Origin of the sequence: Neisseria zalophi, from assembly GCF_008807015.1 — a bacterium.
In the GTDB taxonomy this organism is placed as follows: Bacteria; Pseudomonadota; Gammaproteobacteria; order Burkholderiales; family Neisseriaceae; genus Neisseria; species Neisseria zalophi.
In genome coordinates, this window is the sequence record NZ_CP031700.1 from 1,522,259 (window position 1) to 1,540,558 (window position 18,300).

Here is an 18,300-nt window from a genome sequence, read left to right on the forward strand (position 1 = left end):
GCTGCCTTTTAGGCAGCAATAGGCGCACGTAGCCTGTTGGCCGCCTTCAACAGGTTCAAACATATCGCTTTCAGATGACTTTGCGCCGCTACTTTATCCAGCCCGAAGTAGGCTGCCCGGGCATAGCGGAATTTACGGTGCAGCGTACCGAAACTCTGTTCCACTACATAACGGGTTTTCGATAAATGTTTGTTGCGGCGGGTTTGCGCTTCCGTCAGCGGACGGTTGCGATGGGATTTACTCATAATGCCGTCTTTCAGTTTATATTCTTCCAGATGCTTTCTGTTTTCCGCACTGTCGTAACCTTTATCCGCATAGACGGTGGTCTCTTTGGCAATGCCTGCTAACAAAGGCAACAGGTGTTTGCACTCGTGGGCATTGGCCGCTGTAATATGCAGCTTCTCAATATAACCTTCCGCATCGGTACGGGTGTGCTGCTTATAGCCTAATTGATGGTGACCGTTCTTCTTCACCCAACGGGCATCTTTGTCTTTGCTCGGTGTGGTTTGACCGGTTACCTCTCCTTCGCTATCAACCTCTATAGACTGACGTTGCTTACTGCCGGCCGTCTGAATAATCGTCGCATCAATAACGGCAGCCTGTGCTTTCTCTACCTTTAAGCCTTTCTCAGTCAGTTGGCGATTAATCAAATCCAACAGCTCGGCCAATGTATTATCTTGTGCCAGCCAGTTTCGGTAACGGCAAAGGGTACTGTGATCGGGAATATTCATCTCGTCAAAATGACAAAACAGGTTGAAATCAATACGGGTAATAAGACTGTGCTCGAGTTCGGGGTCGGAAAGGCTGTGCCATTGGCCGAGTAAAACGGCTTTAAACATAGCCAATAAGGGATAGGCGGGACGGCCGCGGTGGTCTCTGATATAACGGGTTTTCTGACGGTTCAGATACTGTTCTACCGGCTGCCAATCAATCACCTGTTCGAGCTTTAATAAAGGAAAGCGGTCAATGTGTTTGGCAATCATGGCTTGGGCGGTTTGCTGAAAGAACGTACTCATGAGAAATCCCTTAAATATCTTTGGTGAAAAATTTAAGGGATTTTTAGGGTTTTTGCAAAGGTCTCGGCCTGAAAGTATTTCTCAAACCATAACGCATCAGCAGGGCTTCCGCTATAATCTCATATTCACTCAAAAGCCGATTTACCCAATCAATAGGATTTTTATGGCAAAGGCATCAAAAACCGTTTATCAATGCAGCGAATGCGGCGGCACCACACCAAAATGGCAGGGGAAATGCCCGCATTGCGGCGAATGGAACACGCTTCAGGAAAGCCTTGCCGCACCCGAACCAAAAAATACCCGCTTCCAATCTTGGGCGGCCGACAGCGCCCGTGTTCAGGCGCTCTCTGAGGTAACGGCTATTGAAGTACCACGCCAACCGACCGGTATTAACGAGCTTGACCGTGTGCTCGGTGGCGGCTTGGTCAATGGAGCGGTGATTTTGCTGGGTGGCGATCCGGGTATCGGCAAATCGACATTGCTGCTGCAAACCATCGCTATGATGGCGGCAGATCGCAAAGTGTTGTATGTCTCCGGTGAAGAATCGGCGCAACAAGTCGCCTTGCGTGCACAACGGCTGGGCTTGCAAAGTGACGGCGTCGATTTATTGGCGGAGATCCGCATAGAAGCCATTCAGACGGCCTTAAAACAGCATGAGCCTGCCGTGGTGGTGATTGATTCGATTCAGACCATGTATTCCGACCAAATCACATCGGCACCCGGTTCGGTTTCACAAGTACGCGAATGTGCCGCCCAATTAACCCGCATGGCCAAACAAATGGGGATTGCCATGATTTTGGTCGGCCATGTAACCAAAGATGGTGCGATTGCCGGCCCGCGCGTATTGGAGCATATGGTCGATACGGTTTTATATTTCGAGGGTGACCAGCATTCCAACTACCGCATGATACGCGCCATAAAAAACCGTTTTGGTGCTGCCAACGAGTTGGGCGTATTCGCCATGACCGAACATGGCTTGAAAGGCGTATCCAACCCTTCGGCAATTTTTTTGGCCAGCTATCGCGACGACGTGCCCGGTTCCTGCGTATTGGTGACACAAGAAGGCAGCAGGCCGTTATTGGTCGAGATTCAAGCCTTAGTGGATGATGCGCACGGCTTCACCCCCAAAAGGCTGACGGTCGGGCTGGAACAAAACCGCTTGGCCATGCTCTTGGCCGTCTTAAACCGCCATGCCGGCATTGCCTGCTTTGACCAAGATGTATTTTTAAACGCGGTCGGCGGCGTTAAAATCAACGAACCGGCTGCCGACTTAGCCATTATCCTCGCCATGCTTTCCAGCTTCCGAAACCGCCCGTTGCCTGAAAAAATGGTCGCTTTCGGCGAAATCGGCCTTAGTGGCGAAGTCCGCCCTGTCGCCCGCGGTCAGGAACGCTTAAAAGAAGCGGAAAAACTCGGCTTCAAACGTGCCATCGTGCCGCACGCCAACCTGCCGCGCAACCGCAAAGATTTTCCGGGCTTGCAGATAGACGGGGTGAGCAGTCTGCAAGAGGCTGTTGAAATATGTCGGAATGGTGACGGATAAATACAAGCAAGATAGCTTTTATCTTATCTTAACAATACCAATATAAATATATAATTGACATATCAAAACAAGCAGCAATATTTATTTCCCTTACACATCAGGCCGTCTGAAAATAAAATGGTTATTTTCAGACGGCCATTTTATTGTTATTTCAATTAAATTCATTATTTTTAAATGTTTACCTACTATTTGCAAACGGATTCTATTCAATATAAATGCTAAGATATCGAATATTGAAACTCGTTTTGAATGCATATGATAAAGGGCTATTGAATTATTCAATAATTAATAATTTAAGTAAAATGATGAACTTTTTTTGATATGGTTTCGTCTTATTTAAGTAAATGCCCTAAAAAATTATACTTTTTGCATTTTATTTTCTTTTTTAAATAAACCCCTGTTTTAATTGTTTATTTAATCCAAATTAATAATATATAAGAATATTTTTGTTTTGATCGGATACACACCTTAAAAATAACCTCGATACCAAATTTATCGTCATATTTTTTGTAGTGCAACCCGGTACACCTGTATTTCTTGAATGTGTACAACATAAGAAGTTTCTAACCAACAGGAGTGGCAAAATGAAATATTTGAAAATCGCAGCCTGTCCGTCCGTTCGAGACGGTTTTATTACCGATTATGAGATTGTCGATACCCACCATACGGATTTTACCAATATCGGTGCGGTTGTCGTTTCGGCGGAGCATGCCAAAGAAGTGGTAAGAAAAGTGAAGGAAACCGGTTTCGGTATTCCGATATTCATCGCTTTGCAACTGGATGAAGAAATCCCCGAAGGTATTTTGCCCGCCTTAAACGGTGTATTCCAACTCGGCTTCGGCAACCGTCATTTTTACGGCAAACAGATTACCGCTGCCGCCGAACAATACGAATCCAAACTTGCCCCTCCGTTTTTCAATGCCTTAAAAGGTTATACCGAACGCGGCTATTCGGCTTTCGACTGCCCCGGCCATCAGGGCGGACAATTTTTTTCCAGACACCCTACCGGTCGTGAATTCTTTCATTTCTTTGGCGAAAACCTATTTCGTGCCGACTTATGTAACGCCGATGTCCGATTGGGCGACCTTTTGATTCATGAAGGCCCTGCATGCGAAGCGCAGCAGCATGCCGCCAAAGTTTACAATGCCGATAAAACCTATTTCGTTTTAAACGGCACATCAACTTCCAATAAAGTGGTTACCAGCGCCTTATTGGCGAAAGACGACTTGGTTTTATTCGACCGTAATAACCATAAATCCATCCATCTCGGTGCTTTGATGATTTCAGGTGCTATTCCGGTTTATCTGCAAACCGCCCGTAATCCTTATGGCTTTATCGGCGGGATTGATTCTAATTGCTTTGAAGAACAATATATCCGCGAACAAATCCGCAAGATTGACCCCAAACGTGCCGACGAAGAGCGGCCGTTCCGACTGGCGATTATTCAGTTAGGCACTTACGACGGCACCATCTACAACGCACGTCAGGTTGTCGACCGTATCGGTCATCTTTGCGACTATATTTTGTTTGATTCCGCTTGGGTCGGTTATGAACAATTTATTCCGATGATGAGCGAATGCTCGCCCCTGTTGCTTGAATTGAATGAAAATGATCCGGGCATCATCGTGACCCAATCGGTACACAAACAGCAATCGGGCTTTTCGCAAACTTCCCAAATTCACAAAAAAGACAAACATATCAAAGGGCAAAAACGGTATTGCAACCATAAACGCTTCAATAATGCCTTTATGATGCATGCTTCCACCAGCCCGTTTTATCCGATGTTTGCCGCTTTGGATGTCAATGCCAAAATACATGACGGCACAGCCGGACGGAAATTATGGCGTGATTGCGTTGCCGTCGGTGTGGAAGGCCGTAAATTGGTATTGAGAAACTGCTCGATGATTAAACCCTTCGTGCCCGACTATGTGGACGGCGTGCGTTGGGAAGATCATCCCACCGAGCAGATGATTGACGACCTGCGCTTTTTCAAATTTGAGCCGGGCGCCAAATGGCATGCTTTCCCGGGGTATGTGAAAGACCAATATTTTGTTGATCCGTGCAAATTTATGTTGACCACCCCAGGCATTAATGTGGAAACCGGCGAATATGAATCTTTCGGTATCCCCGCCACCATCTTGGCCAACTTCTTGCGCGATAACGGCATTATTCCTGAAAAATGCGACTTGAATTCGATTCTGTTTTTGCTGACGCCGTCTGAAAACATGGCCAAAATCCAGCATTTGGTCGCCATGATTACCCGCTTCGAGCAGCATATTAAAAACGACAGTCCGATGAGTGAAGTGTTGCCGGGGGTTTACGGTCGCCATGAGTCTTATTACAAAGGCTATACCATCCGCCGCCTGTGTCAGGAAATGCATGATTTCTATGCCCGCAACAATATGAAAGAGCTTCAACGCCAGATGTTCCGCTCGGACAGTTGGCCGAAACAGGCCATGAGTGCTTATGATGCCCAACAGGCCTTAATCCGTAATCAGGTGAAACTGGTTAAGTTGAGCGAAATTGAGGGGCAAATTGCTGCAGAGGGGGCGCTGCCCTATCCGCCCGGTGTGTTGTGTACCATTCCGGGTGAAGTTTGGGGTGGTGCGGTGCAGAAATATTTCCTTGCCTTGGAAGAAGGTATCAACAGCCTGCCCGGTTTCGAACCTGAAATTCAAGGGGTTTATCTGCAAGCTCAGGAAGACGGCAGCCGCCGTGCCTTCGGCTATGTAATCGACAAAGAAGCAGACTGATACACAAACAGGCCGTCTGAATATTTGTTTTGACAAACACTGTTTTCAGACGGCCTATTCTGTCTTTCTTTTCTCAAACAATTCCTTTTAACAATTAAAAGAAAAGGATAGCATCATGGCAAATTCCAGAAGCAAAATGAGTGTTTTACAGCTCACTATCCTCACCGTGGTCAATATGATGGGTTCCGGCATTATTATGTTGCCGAGCAAATTGGCGCAGGTCGGCACTATTTCGATTTTATCTTGGCTGGTGACTGCCGTCGGTTCTATGGCTTTGGCTTATGCATTTGCCAAATGCGGCCGGTTTAGTAAAAACACCGGCGGTATGGGCGGCTATGCCGAGTATTCGTTCGGTAAATCAGGCAACTTTATGGCCAACTATACTTATGCGGTATCGCTGCTGATTGCTAATGTGGCCATCGCGATTACGGCAGTGGGCTATCTCAGTGTGTTTATGGGTTGGAATCTGTCGCCGTTGCAAGTTGCCCTGATGACGATTGCGTTTGTTTGGGCAACAATGGCGGCAAACTTCGGTGGTGCTTCCATTACCGGTAAAATCAGCAGTATTACCGTTTGGGGCGTGGTGATTCCGGTTGTCGGTATTTCCTGTATCGGCTGGTTTTGGTTTAGCGCCGATATGTATGCCAGTGCATGGAATCCGCATAATATGCCGCTAACTCAAGCTGTGCCGGCTTCTATTGCCATTACTTTATGGGCGTTTCTCGGATTGGAATCGGCTTGTGCCAACTCCGAAGCGGTGGATAATCCTGAAAAAAACGTTCCGATTGCCGTATTAGGCGGTACTTTGATTACGGCTGTTATCTATATTGTTTCCACCAATGTGGTAGCAGGTATTATTCCCAATGCGCAATTGGCCGCCTCAGACGCACCGTTCGGCTTGGTTTTTGCCACTATGTTTAACCATACCGTCGGCCAGATTGTGATTGCATTGATGATTATGTCTTGCACCGGTTCCCTGCTCGGCTGGCAATTTACTATTGCGCAAGTGTTTAAAGCCGGTGCCGACGAAGGTTATTTCATCAGACCTTTCGGCGTTGCGACCAAACACAATGTACCGATTGTCGGAATGCTGATTATTGCGTCAGTCCAAACTGCATTGGCGATGATGACCATCAGCCCTAGTTTAGGCAGACAATTTGATATTTTGGTGAATTTGGCAGTGGTGACCAATGTGATACCTTATATTTTATCGATGTCTGCCATTATCGTTTTGCAAAAATCGGCCAATGTACCACCCAGAGAAATGATAGTGACCAATATTATTGCGTTTATTGGTAATTTATACAGTTTTTATGCACTATACAGCTCAGGTATGGAAGCAATGTATTGGGGCAGCTTGGCCGTGTTTGCCGGTTGGGTACTTTATGGCAAAGTGGTTTCCAAAAAATATGATTTGAAAGAATCTTATTAATGACATTTCATTAAAATAGGCCGTCTGAAATCTTTTTAAATATTTTTTCAGACGGCCTTTTCATTTCAAAAAAATGGCGGTATCTTGATTTTTCAAGGGTTTCCCGCATTACTCACAAAAGCTGTGGATAAATCTGTGGATAGTCTGTGAAATTATCGCATTTGCCCCGATAAATCAGGCATTGTATAAAATTGCCCAAAATTTAAGCCATTTAATAATTTATATATTTATCAAATAGATATACAGTATTTTGTCTTGTCAAGCATCTTCATAACTGTTTACACAGATATCTTTGGCGATAGTGTGGATAAATATTTGACCGCTTGACAAAGCCGTTTGAAACAATAACCTTGGCAAGCCAAGTATTTATCATAACGAAACCACAATATGATTTTCAGACGGCTTGAATTTATGCCGGATCATAGCGCAGTTTATTACTATTCGAAACGGTATATCTGAAAACATATCGATATGATTTTTTCTTTATCATACTCATAAACATAGGCGGATTTTATTTGACAATATCATTGTGGCGCAAATAATGCCACTCTTGGTTATTCGAGTCATTTGGCGATAGAATACCAATATATAACCCCACACACGAAGGACAGTTTCATGCAAACCCGTTTACCTTTTTTCGGTATCGTGCGCGTAACCGGAGACGACCGCGCTACATTTCTACACGGACAGCTTTCCAACGATATTAACAATCTGCCGCCCAACCAAGCCTGCTATGCTACTTATAACACGCCTAAAGGCCGCGTAATCGCCAATATGCTGGTGCTCAACCGTGGCGAAGATTTATTATTGATAATGGCTGCCGATTTGGTAGAAACCGTTGTAAAACGTTTGCGCATGTTTGTATTGCGGGCGAAAGCGGTTTTTGAACCGCTGCCGAGCTATGCCGCGGCAGGCAACTTATCAGACGACACCGCCCCCCTTGCTGCCGAAGCACCTTCACTGGCTTTTCCCGCTACCGAAGAAAATGGTGTTTGGCAGATTACCCTACCCCATCAAGGCCGTCTGAATATTGGTGCTGAAGAAGATCTGCCCGCATACGATAAAGGCGTGGAAAATCTTTGGAATGTACACGAAATCACCAGCGGCTATCCGTGGATTAGCGCGGCGACCACGGAAACTTGCGTCGCCCAAATGCTCAATCAACACACTATCGGCGGCGTACATTTCAAAAAAGGCTGTTATCCCGGCCAAGAAATTATTGCACGGGCGCAATACCGCGGGCAGGTAAAACGTGGTTTGGCGGTATTGTCGGGCACGGCATTGGAAGCGGCCGGCGCAGCTGTGATGCACAATGATGAAGATGTCGGTTTATTTATTAATAGTGCCCTCACCGAAACCGGCAGTATCAGCTTGGTGGTTATCAAGTTCTCAGCTGCCGATATCGATCTCACCGATTCAGACGGCCATATCTTGAAACAAGAACAGCTGTTTTTCCAGCCGGAAGCCAAAGCATCATCATAAAAAAATAAACATTCTGTTTCAGACGGCCGTCTGAAACAGAATGTCTTTATCATTAGAAAAACAATCAAAAAATTATCCCATAATATTTGAACAGCATTCACCTTTTTACTATTAACCACATCAACCGGATATTTACACAAACCATTATGTTTAATATGAGAATCCGCACCGATAGTGCTAAATTTACCAAATTTTTATTGAATATCTGGCCGCCGTTATTTTTCAGCGGTATCCATATTACCGAGCTTTCCGATGATTTCCGACACATGAAAGTCACCCTCAAAGACTGGGCCAGCACACGCAATGTACACGGTGCCCAATTCGGTGGCAGCCTGTTTGCACTAACCGATGCCTCTTATTCCGCCATGCTCAACGGCATGATAGGCAAACGTTATTATGTTTGGGATAAATCCGCCCATATCGACTTTATCAAACCCGGCCGCGGTGCAGTGTTTATCGAATGCCATATTACCGACGAAATGTTGCATGATATTTACGAGCACACGAAAAACGGCGAGAAATACCTACCCGAAATGCCTGTCCGCATTTTCGACAAACAAGGTGAAACCGTTGCCATTGCCAAACGGACGCTTTATATCCGCCTCAAACCGACTTTCAGACCCAATCCGCCAACCACCGAAAAAGAAGAAGCAAACAACGGTGAAGCAAATACATCAAAAAGTCATACCGATAACGCAGCGGTTTAAATACGCCAATTATCTGGTTTTTTTCAGACGGCCACAGGTTTTGCATACATCATCAGCCGTTAGGTTTACCCGCATCTTTTCCATACGGCTTGTAAAGAGTTATTGCACACGGTTATGATGGCAACGTGTTTTTAAATACAGGCCGTCTGAAAAATGAAACAAGCGTTTATCCTCAGCGATTGCGAACCACCCGTCTGCGAAGAAAAGCCTTACGCCCTACTCACGGCCAATGTTACCAAAGGCCACCACTTTATCGCCCAAACCGAACAACGCCAGCACGCCTTCAACACCAATGTTAATCCGCAAAATCAAAACGTTTACCGCTTCGGTTTGGAAATGTTCAGAAAGCCTTATCGTGGTCAGGCCAATAGTGTAAATATTGAAAACAATTTAGAAGTCAACAATCTCTATACGCTTTCCTTTGTCGAAGGCAGCGGCGGCAGCCAATATAATCTGGAAAACTGGTTCAGCCGTTATGAAAGCGGCTATGAAGATGCTTGTAATATGCTGAAAACCATCCGCAGCGGCAAACAAAAAGTCCCACAAGCCTTATGGCGGGTTTTGCAGCTTAAAATGCTCGGTATTTTTCGCAATCCCTATAATCACAACAGCCTGTTTGCCAACCATCTACATAAGGCGATATGGCGGCAGCTACCGCACATCAGCACCGAATTTATATCGCTGATTGCCGCACGTCCTCAACCGCGCTTATCTCGGATACTGCAAACGTTTGCTTTTTCACCCGACGGCTACACCCGCTGGCTGGCCAATCTTTACGGCATGCTCAGCGACGGGGTGATGCAGCCTTCGGTATTCGAACGCTTGTTTGCCGCCGTATTTGCCGATTCCGACAGCGTGAAAATCGAATTATTTCGTTATGGCGAAGAATCGGATTGCTGTTTTTTTGCCGATACCGGCTTTTGTGTACAATCGTCTAAAGAAATGTCCAGCGTCGGCCTCAGTATTTCCGCCGATATGTTTGCCATTGTTCATATTAAAAACCGTTATTGGTCGGCCATTAAAAATCATTTTGCCGAACAAGTCAGCAAACGGGCAGAAATGGATGTGACCGTATTCGACAACAATCAACAGCAACGGATAACCTACAACCGGCTCTGCGTCCGTGAAGCACGTGAAGCAGTATTTGGGAAAAGTAATCATCGGGAAGATTATTTCTAAAAATTCTCCATGCTGTAAATAAAGCACCGGTATATATCCGGTGCTTTTCTGTGCATGCTTTCTGATAATTATGACTTCAAACTGTGGTATTGAAAGATACATTAAAATCTTTAATTTAAGTAAATAAAATCAAACCGACTTGGATGACTAGGCTCACCTTTTTCATACGCAAGATATTTATCATGGCAACAAAAGAAGTAAAAACAATATTATCAATATTCATTATTTGACTAATATCAAATAATTTTCATTTTCTTTTATAGGTATGGATACTCTAATTGCATTTACTGTCTAAATTAAATCACTAATCAATTGATTTTAAATTACTAATATTTCATTCTCAAAAAATCAAATTACATCAATAATAGTCATACGTAGTAATGTTTCCAGCTTGGATTGAATATAAATTTCAAAGGCATTAATATAAAAAACAAATAAGAAAAAATATCAATATCAATATCATCAATATTAATTACTTTTGTAACAATCAGAATTACTGTTGCAACCTTGTTTTGATTAATATGATTAACATAAAGAAAGTAAGATTCTATGTCTGCCATTCCTCTATCAAATCTTCAAAAAGGCACTTCTGCCTATATTGAATTCATTCAGGAAAATCCTGAGTTTGGTGAGCTTGACTTCTTGGTTACCCGCCGCCTGACTGATTTGGGCTTCTCTAACGGGATGTCTTTAAAAGTAATGGCTATCGGCGGCTTGGGTAAAGGGCCGTTTGCCGTACGCTTGGGTAATCAATCCCAATTTGCCCTACGCGAGCCGGAAGCTTCCAAAATTATGTGTCGGATCGCAAAAGAAACCCAACAACAATAAGCATTGTTTTCAGACGGCCTAATGTCCGTTTTCAAGCCTATTGTTGCAATGAATATCAAGCATAAACGAATTTAGTTTCAGGAGAGAATCCAAATGAGTGCCGAAGCAGTGTCTTTAAGTTATTTTGCCCTGATTGGCGCGCCGAACTGCGGTAAAACCGTATTGTTTAACGGCTTAACCGGCGCACACGCCAAAGTCGCCAACTATCCCGGTGTAACCGTAGACCGCCGTGAGGGGGTGTTTGTCGACGATAAATCTATCCATATTATTGATTTACCCGGCACATACAGCCTGCGTACCACCAGCCCTGATGAAGCCGTGGTGCGCAATGTGGTTTTAGGCAGGCTCGGTCAACAGCCCGACGCCATTATTGCCGTAGCCGATGCGACTAACCTGCGGATGACCCTGCGGATGATGTTGGAATTGAAAACGCTCGGTTTGCCGATGGCGATTTCATTGAATATGAGTGATGTGGCGCGCGCCCGCGGTTTGAAAATTGATGCCCAAAAATTAAGCGAGCTTTTAGGTGTGCCTGTTTTGGAAACTGTTGCCGTTAGTAAAGACGGTATTCATGCCGTCCGTGAAGCAGTTGCCAAATTACCGCGCCGCTTGGAAAAACCGATTGATCCCGAAGAAGTTGAGCGCGTATTAAACGGTTTGGACAGTAACCAACTATATCAGCAAGTGGAAGATATTCTGCATCAGGTGGTGCGCACAGAAATGCATATGCCCAACTGGCACCGTCGCTTAGATGCAGTGGTGTTGCATCCGGTATGGGGGTTTGCCATTTTATTTGTGATTTTATTGCTCGTTTTCCAAGCAGTTTATTCTTGGTCGGCACCGCTGATGGATATGATTGAAGGCGGGTTCGGCTCGTTGGGTGAATGGGTCACAACAGTCATGCCTGAGGGTATTTTGCAAGATATGATTGTTGAGGGTGTGATTGCCGGTTTGGGTAGTGTGTTGGTGTTTCTGCCTCAAATTGCGATTCTGTTTGCATTTATTCTATTATTGGAGGATTCCGGCTATCTGCCCCGTGCAGCGTTTCTTCTGGATAATATGATGTCAAAAAGCGGCTTATCCGGTAGATCATTTATTCCACTGCTTTCCAGCTTTGCCTGTGCCGTTCCGGCTGTAATGTCGGCACGAACCATTCAAGACCCGCGCGAACGTTTGGTCACCATTATGATTGCGCCAATGTTGACCTGTTCTGCCCGTCTGCCGATTTATGCTTTGATTATTGCGGCGGTGATTCCGGAAAGAACAGTATGGGGTGTATTCAACCTGCAAGGTTTAACCTTATTTGGTTTATATGTGGCTGGTATTGCATCTGCTGCACTGACCGCTTATGCGATGAAGCTGATTGCCCGTGGCAAAGGCAGAATACAACAGTTCCCATTGCTAATGGAATTACCGACTTACCGTATGCCTAACTTCAAACACATTATGATCAGTTTGTGGGATCGAGTGAAAGCATTCTTAAAACGCGCCGGTACTATTATTTTCGCGTTAACCGTCGTATTGTGGGCATTAGTCAGCTTCCCTGCCGCCCCTGAGGGTGCTACCGGAGCCGCTATTGATTACAGTTTTGCCGGTATTATCGGTCATTATCTCGAACCCATCTTCGCACCTATCGGCTTTACTTGGCAGATGTGTATCGCCATGATTCCGGGTATTGCTGCCCGTGAGGTGGTGGTGGCCGCATTGGGTACGGTTTATGCCGTAGGTGCCAGCTCTGAAGATGCCGTACAAAATGCGTTAATTCCGATTGTTCATAGTAACTGGGGGTTGCCGACAGCATTCGCCTTCCTAGCTTGGTATATCTATGCACCGATGTGTATGGCCACGTTAGCCGTGATTAAACGTGAAACCAAGTCTACTGCACAAACGGTGATGATTACCATGTATCTGTTTGCGTTGGCTTATCTGTTTGCATTTATCGTGTATCAAGTAACATCGAGGATATTCTAATGGGACAATATATTATCGTCGGCATTATTGTTGCCGCATGCGCATGGTACATATTGCGTAGATACGTATTCAAACCGAAAAATGCAGGTTCCTCAGCTTGCGGTGGTTGTGATCGCTGCGGTGGTAAAAGTGGCTCTTGCCATTAATCTGCAAAACTACCGATACAATATCTACCTCTTTCTTATCAGGTAGCAAACCGGAGCACCGACTCCGGAACATATAAAGGCCGTCTGAAAAATTTTCAGACGGCCTTTATATTATAAAAACAGTTTAGAAGATTGAAATAACCGCTTGGTTTGATTATCAGACACGTTTTTATGTTTCCCCACAAAAACAGCCATCTGAAAATCTGTACACTTAACGCAACTCGCGAATATTGTGCCAACCGTCGTTGGTTTTTACCATTGTTGCAGTCATAGTGCGCGACATATCGGGATGATCCCAAGGTCTGCCGCCTTTTTCGAGCATTTTTTCCGCCCATTTTTCGGCATCGACTTTAACTTCATAAGATACTTTGGAAATAGTTAAACCGTTAGAGACTGTCGGTTCGGTAAACCAATTCACTTTCACGACTTTTTGTTTACCGACACAAACCAACGGTCTCATACGGCCGCGTCTTATCTGTTTTTTACCTTTTTCAGTCAACTCATAAACAACTACTTTCACATCGCCACTGCCATTCGGTGCGGCAACAGTTTCTGTTGTTGCTTTTTGATAAAAACCTTCGTCATCCAACACGCCTATCTGATCAAGCACTTGCTTATTGACTTTTTTACCGTCTGCATCGCGCTGAACAATTCTGATTTGCGGCGCACCAACCACCACACGATTATTGGTAATACCGCTATTTTGTACATTAAACATTAACGGCACACAGATGCGTTGTTGTTCGGCATAGCGGTTAATGGCTTTTTCAAAAGCACGTGTACTTGCACCGTTATTATCAGAACAAGCAGACAATAATAAAACAGCGGAAACAGCAGAAACAGTAAAAACGGGCTTAAACATTTCATACTCCTCAAGCATCTACATAAATGGGCACAGCATAGCTGTTTTTCCTGTTCATGACAAACCCTATGATTGCCCTTACAATGGAGCCGTCTGAAAAATATAAACGGATAAATTATGACTACCCTATACGGCATCACCAATTGCGATGCAGTTAAAAAAGCCCGTACATGGCTGAGTGAAAATCATATTGACTATGAATTTGTCGATTTCAAAAAAAGCCCGCCTGACGAAGCCTTGATTAAGAGCTGGTTGAAAGATATCGACCTTGCCGTCTTGCTCAACAAACGCGGTACCACTTGGCGTAAACTCAGCAGCGAACAACAGGCTTCCGCAGCCACACAAGAAGGTGCCATCAAACTAATGGTTGAAAATCCTAGTTTGATTAAACGACCGGTGTTAAACCATAGTGGTCACAATCAAGTCGGTTTTCAGGCTGCATCATATCAAGAAACTTTTTCCAAATAAATCAAACCCTCCGATTTTTCATGCCGGTGCCAAAGGCTACCTGATAAGCAGCCCGATACAGCACCCTACCGCCATGGCAACGTTCGGCCTACCCGAAAACTTACGACGGCAGGAAGTTTTTCAGCTTTAATTTATTGTATTCATTTAAAAGGCCATCTGAAAATTTTCAGATGGCCTTTTAAAATTAATTATTTAACCCATAAAAACTAAAAAACAGGAGGTTTTTATTTAGTCAAATTACGCAAAGAGAGATTTCGGTCTCCGGCACGTTGTATCACCCGTTCACGTAATGCTTCAGCCGTTTCCGGCTTACCATCCTCACAGAATGCGCTATACAACACGCCACGTACCGGATCAGCATCATTTAAAATGGCCCCTATCGGTTTCCATTCGCTTTTTCTCAGGGGAATCCAACGTTTATTTACCGTATCGCCGTATGCATACACTTTGAATGACGAACGCTTACTTGCATCTTTTGAAAATGATGTTGTGTTCGCACAGAAAAGACCTTCGCTACTCAAATTGTCATAGCCACGGTTTGAACGAACATTCAATACATAACGGATACTACCGTCTTCAGCAGGGATAATACTTTCTAATAAAATTTTCGGCTGTTTATTAAAAGTATTGCCCACATAAATATCAAACCAGCCATTGCTGCCGACATCGGGAAAATCGGGTAAAGCCAGATTGGCTTCTTTAAATTCACGAGCTTGTTTTTCTGCCTCGCTTTCCTGATAGCGGCTATTAACCAGAGTATCTTTATCATGATGCGGTGCGGCAAAAGCCTGAGCAGCCATTAAGGCTGCAACACATAAAAGAATACGGCGCATCGCGTGTTCTCCTAAAGTTGATATGGTAGGCATTGTAAAGGGGTTAGGCTGAAAGGTGCAACCGAATAGGCCGCCTGAAACAGATGTTTACGATAAATAACCGTCCGATTATGGCGGTCTAACATCTTCATCATAAAGATTCTTTGCTATCCACCAATCCAAGCCGGTTTCATGTTAAAATTACGCCAAATTATTCTGAATAAAAAAACTCAACTGATTATGACCGACGCAACCATCCGCAACGACCATCACTTCGCAAAAGAAACCATCCCCATCAGCCTTGAAGACGAAATGCGCCGCAGCTATCTCGATTACGCTATGAGCGTTATCGTCGGCCGCGCACTGCCTGATGTTCGAGACGGTTTGAAACCTGTGCACCGCCGTGTTTTATACGCCATGCACGAGCTGAAAAACAACTGGAACAGTGCTTATAAAAAGTCTGCCCGTATTGTCGGCGACGTCATCGGTAAATACCACCCTCATGGTGACAGCCCCGTTTATGAAACCATCGTGCGTATGGCGCAGCCTTTCTCTTTGCGCTATATGTTGGTTGACGGACAGGGTAACTTCGGCTCGGTCGACGGCGACGGCGCCGCAGCCATGCGTTATACCGAAATCCGTATGGCGAAAATCGCCCATGAAATGTTGGCCGATATCGAAGAAGAAACCGTTAATTTCGGCCCCAACTACGACGGCAGCGAACACGAACCGCTGGTTTTACCCACCCGTTTCCCCGCCCTGCTCGTCAACGGTTCTTCCGGCATTGCCGTCGGCATGGCCACCAATATCCCCCCGCATAACCTAACCGATACCATCAATGCCTGCCTACAGCTATTAGAAGATCCGGAAACCGATATCGAAGCGCTGATTAGCACCATCAAAGCGCCCGATTTTCCCACCGGCGCGACTATCTACGGCTTAAGCGGTGTACACGAAGGCTACAAAACCGGTCGCGGCCGCGTCGTGATGCGTGGTAAAACCCATATCGAGCCTATCGGCAAAAACGGTGAGCGTGAAGCCATTATTATTGATGAAATCCCTTATCAGGTGAACAAAGCCAAGCTGGTTGAAAAAATTGGTGACCTGGTACGCGAAAAAACATTAGAAGGCATTTCAGACCTGCGCGACGAATCCGATAAATCGGGTATGCGTGTTGTTATCGAATTAAAACGCAACGAAAACGCCGAAGTCATCCTAAACCAGCTCTACAAACAAACCCAGCTGCAAGACAGTTTCGGTATCAATATGGTGGCTTTGGTCGACGGCCAGCCGCGCCTGCTCAACCTGAAACAGATTTTGTCGGAATTTTTGCGCCACCGCCGCGAAGTGGTAACCCGCCGCACCTTATTCCGCCTGAAAAAAGCCCGTCATGAAGGCCATATCGCCGAAGGTAAAGCCGTTGCTTTATCGAATATCGATGAAATGATCCAACTGATTAAAGAGTCGGCCGACGCCCCCGAAGCCAAAGAAAAACTATTGGCACGCCCTTGGCAGTCCGGCTTGGTGAGTGACATGCTTTCGCGTACCGATTTGGATTTGCAAATGGCGCGCCCCGAAGATTTACCCAAAGGCTTAGGCTTGCAAAACGGCGGTTATTTTTTAAGTGAAATACAGGCCGATGCCATTTTGCGGATGAGTCTGCGCAACCTAACCGGATTGGATCAAGATACGATTATTGCCGACTATAAAAATATCATGGAACACATCATTGATTTTCTGGATATTTTGGCAAAACCCGAACGTGTTACCCAAATCATTCACGAAGAATTGGAAGAAATCAGAAGCGGTTTCGGCGATGAGCGCCGCAGCGAAATCAATCCGTTCGGCGGCGATATTGCCGATGAAGATTTGATACCGCCGCGTGAAATGGTGGTTACCCTCACTCATGACGGCTATATCAAAACCCAACCGACCACCGATTATCAGGCGCAACGCCGTGGTGGTCGCGGTAAACAAGCCGCCGCCACCAAAGACGAAGACTTTATTGAAAGTTTATTCGTTGCCAATACGCATGACTATCTGATGTGCTTTACCAACTTCGGCAAATGCCACTGGATTAAAGTCTACAAACTGCCAGAAGGCGGTCGCAACAGCAGGGGCCGGCCGATTAATAATGTTATCCAACTGGATGAAGACGAAAAAGTCAGCACCATTTTGGCCGTGCGCGATTTCCCTGAAGACGAATATGTATTCTTCGCTACCGCCCAAGGTATGGTGAAAAAAATCCAGTTAAGCGCATTTAAAAACGTTCGCAGCCAAGGCATTAAAGCGATTGCCTTAAAAGAAGGCGATTCGTTGGTCGGCGTGGCCAAAACATCGGGAACCTGCGACATTATGCTGTTCTCGAATTTAGGCAAAGCCATACGCTTCAATGAATACTACGAGCGCAGCAATGAGGCCGAAGACGAATTGGATAACGAAGATTCAGACGGCCTGAACGATAACGGCAGCGATGAAAACGAAACCGATGACGGCAACGATACACTGGTACTCAAAGGCAACGGCGTTCGCCCATCCGGTCGCGGTAGCGGCGGCCTACGCGGTATGCGCCTGCCTAAAGATGGCCGTATCGTCAGCCTGATCACTTTCCCGCCTGAGTCTGAAAATGAAGCACTGCAAGTATTAACTGCTACCGCCAACGGTTATGGTAAACGCACACCGATTAGCGATTACAGCCGTAAAGGTAAAGGTGGACAAGGCAATATCGCCATTAATACGGGCGAGCGCAACGGCGATTTGGTTGCAGCCACGTTGGTTGCCGAAGCCGATGATTTAATGCTGATTACCAGCGGCGGCGTACTGATTCGTACCAAAGTGGATCAAATCCGCGAAACAGGTCGTGCCGCAGCCGGTGTGAAGCTGATTAACTTGGATGAAGGCGAAACCTTAGTCAGCTTGGAACGTGTTGCCGAACCTGAAGAAGACGAAGAAAGCGAAACCGATGTGGCTGCCGAAAACAGCCATGAAGAAAATCAAAACGGTGAAGCCGCCTCTTCCGATTCTGATGATGAAACCAACGAATCCGAAGAATAACAAACAATAATGTTTGCAGAGGCCGTCTGAAAGCATTCCCAAACTTT

The 18,300-nt window shown here is 45.5% G+C and carries 14 protein-coding genes; 11 read left to right on the top strand and 3 right to left on the bottom strand.

Annotation, left to right across the window (positions count from 1 at the left end; translation table 11 throughout):
• Nucleotides 1–8: 8 nt before the first annotated feature.
• A complete protein-coding gene (locus tag D0T92_RS07030) occupies nucleotides 9–1,016 on the bottom strand; it encodes an IS5 family transposase (RefSeq protein WP_151051493.1) in 1,008 nt (335 codons plus the stop codon).
• A 163-nt stretch (nucleotides 1,017–1,179) separates the two neighbouring features.
• On the opposite strand from D0T92_RS07030, the gene radA reads away from it, so the two are divergent.
• The 9 genes from radA (at nucleotide 1,180) to D0T92_RS07075 (ending at nucleotide 13,057) form a co-directional block, all read left to right on the top strand.
• Complete coding sequence (gene radA / locus D0T92_RS07035; protein WP_151051495.1) at nucleotides 1,180–2,559, top strand: DNA repair protein RadA; 1,380 nt, start codon at nucleotides 1,180–1,182, stop codon at nucleotides 2,557–2,559.
• Nucleotides 2,560–3,143: 584 nt separating this feature from the next.
• Entirely contained in the window at nucleotides 3,144–5,312 is a 2,169-nt protein-coding gene (locus tag D0T92_RS07040) for an ornithine decarboxylase (RefSeq protein ID WP_151051497.1), read from the top strand.
• 115 nt (nucleotides 5,313–5,427) lie between these two features.
• Nucleotides 5,428–6,744: a putrescine-ornithine antiporter gene (gene potE / locus D0T92_RS07045; RefSeq protein ID WP_151051500.1), complete on the top strand. Its 1,317-nt coding sequence runs from the start codon at nucleotides 5,428–5,430 to the stop codon at nucleotides 6,742–6,744.
• A gap of 615 nt (nucleotides 6,745–7,359) precedes the next feature.
• On the top strand, nucleotides 7,360–8,226 hold the full coding sequence (gene ygfZ / locus D0T92_RS07050; protein ID WP_151051502.1) for a CAF17-like 4Fe-4S cluster assembly/insertion protein YgfZ: 867 nt from the start codon (nucleotides 7,360–7,362) through the stop codon (nucleotides 8,224–8,226).
• A 146-nt stretch (nucleotides 8,227–8,372) separates the two neighbouring features.
• Nucleotides 8,373–8,933 (top strand): DUF4442 domain-containing protein, encoded by a 561-nt coding sequence (locus D0T92_RS07055; RefSeq protein WP_151051504.1) that lies wholly within the window; start codon nucleotides 8,373–8,375, stop codon nucleotides 8,931–8,933.
• Between the two features lie 153 nt (nucleotides 8,934–9,086).
• Entirely contained in the window at nucleotides 9,087–10,112 is a 1,026-nt protein-coding gene (locus D0T92_RS07060) for a hypothetical protein (protein ID WP_151051506.1), read from the top strand.
• A 549-nt stretch (nucleotides 10,113–10,661) separates the two neighbouring features.
• Nucleotides 10,662–10,940, top strand: a complete 279-nt coding sequence (locus tag D0T92_RS07065) for a FeoA family protein (protein ID WP_151051508.1) — start codon at nucleotides 10,662–10,664, stop codon at nucleotides 10,938–10,940.
• A gap of 108 nt (nucleotides 10,941–11,048) precedes the next feature.
• The gene (gene feoB / locus D0T92_RS07070) at nucleotides 11,049–12,911 is read left to right on the top strand and encodes a ferrous iron transporter B (protein ID WP_151053012.1); all 1,863 of its coding nucleotides are present in this window, start codon (nucleotides 11,049–11,051) and stop codon (nucleotides 12,909–12,911) included.
• Entirely contained in the window at nucleotides 12,911–13,057 is a 147-nt protein-coding gene (locus D0T92_RS07075) for a FeoB-associated Cys-rich membrane protein (protein ID WP_151051510.1), read from the top strand. The genes feoB and D0T92_RS07075 overlap by 1 nt, the downstream gene beginning before the upstream one ends.
• A 211-nt stretch (nucleotides 13,058–13,268) precedes the next feature.
• Here the strand turns inward: D0T92_RS07075 and D0T92_RS07080 are convergent, their stop codons facing one another.
• Nucleotides 13,269–13,919 carry a hypothetical protein gene (locus tag D0T92_RS07080; protein WP_151051512.1) on the bottom strand — a complete coding sequence of 217 codons (651 nt, stop codon included), beginning with the start codon at nucleotides 13,917–13,919 and terminating at the stop codon, nucleotides 13,269–13,271.
• 117 nt (nucleotides 13,920–14,036) lie between these two features.
• Here D0T92_RS07080 and D0T92_RS07085 point away from each other — a divergent pair, with 117 nt between their 5' ends.
• Nucleotides 14,037–14,387, top strand: a complete 351-nt coding sequence (locus D0T92_RS07085) for an arsenate reductase (protein ID WP_151051514.1) — start codon at nucleotides 14,037–14,039, stop codon at nucleotides 14,385–14,387.
• A 224-nt stretch (nucleotides 14,388–14,611) separates the two neighbouring features.
• Here D0T92_RS07085 and D0T92_RS07090 read toward each other — a convergent pair whose 3' ends face one another.
• On the bottom strand, nucleotides 14,612–15,220 hold the full coding sequence (locus D0T92_RS07090; RefSeq protein WP_151053013.1) for a CNP1-like family protein: 609 nt from the start codon (nucleotides 15,218–15,220) through the stop codon (nucleotides 14,612–14,614).
• A 219-nt stretch (nucleotides 15,221–15,439) separates the two neighbouring features.
• On the opposite strand from D0T92_RS07090, the gene gyrA reads away from it, so the two are divergent.
• A complete protein-coding gene (gene gyrA, locus D0T92_RS07095) occupies nucleotides 15,440–18,253 on the top strand; it encodes a DNA gyrase subunit A (RefSeq protein WP_151053014.1) in 2,814 nt (937 codons plus the stop codon).
• The last annotated feature ends 47 nt before the right edge of the window (nucleotides 18,254–18,300 follow it).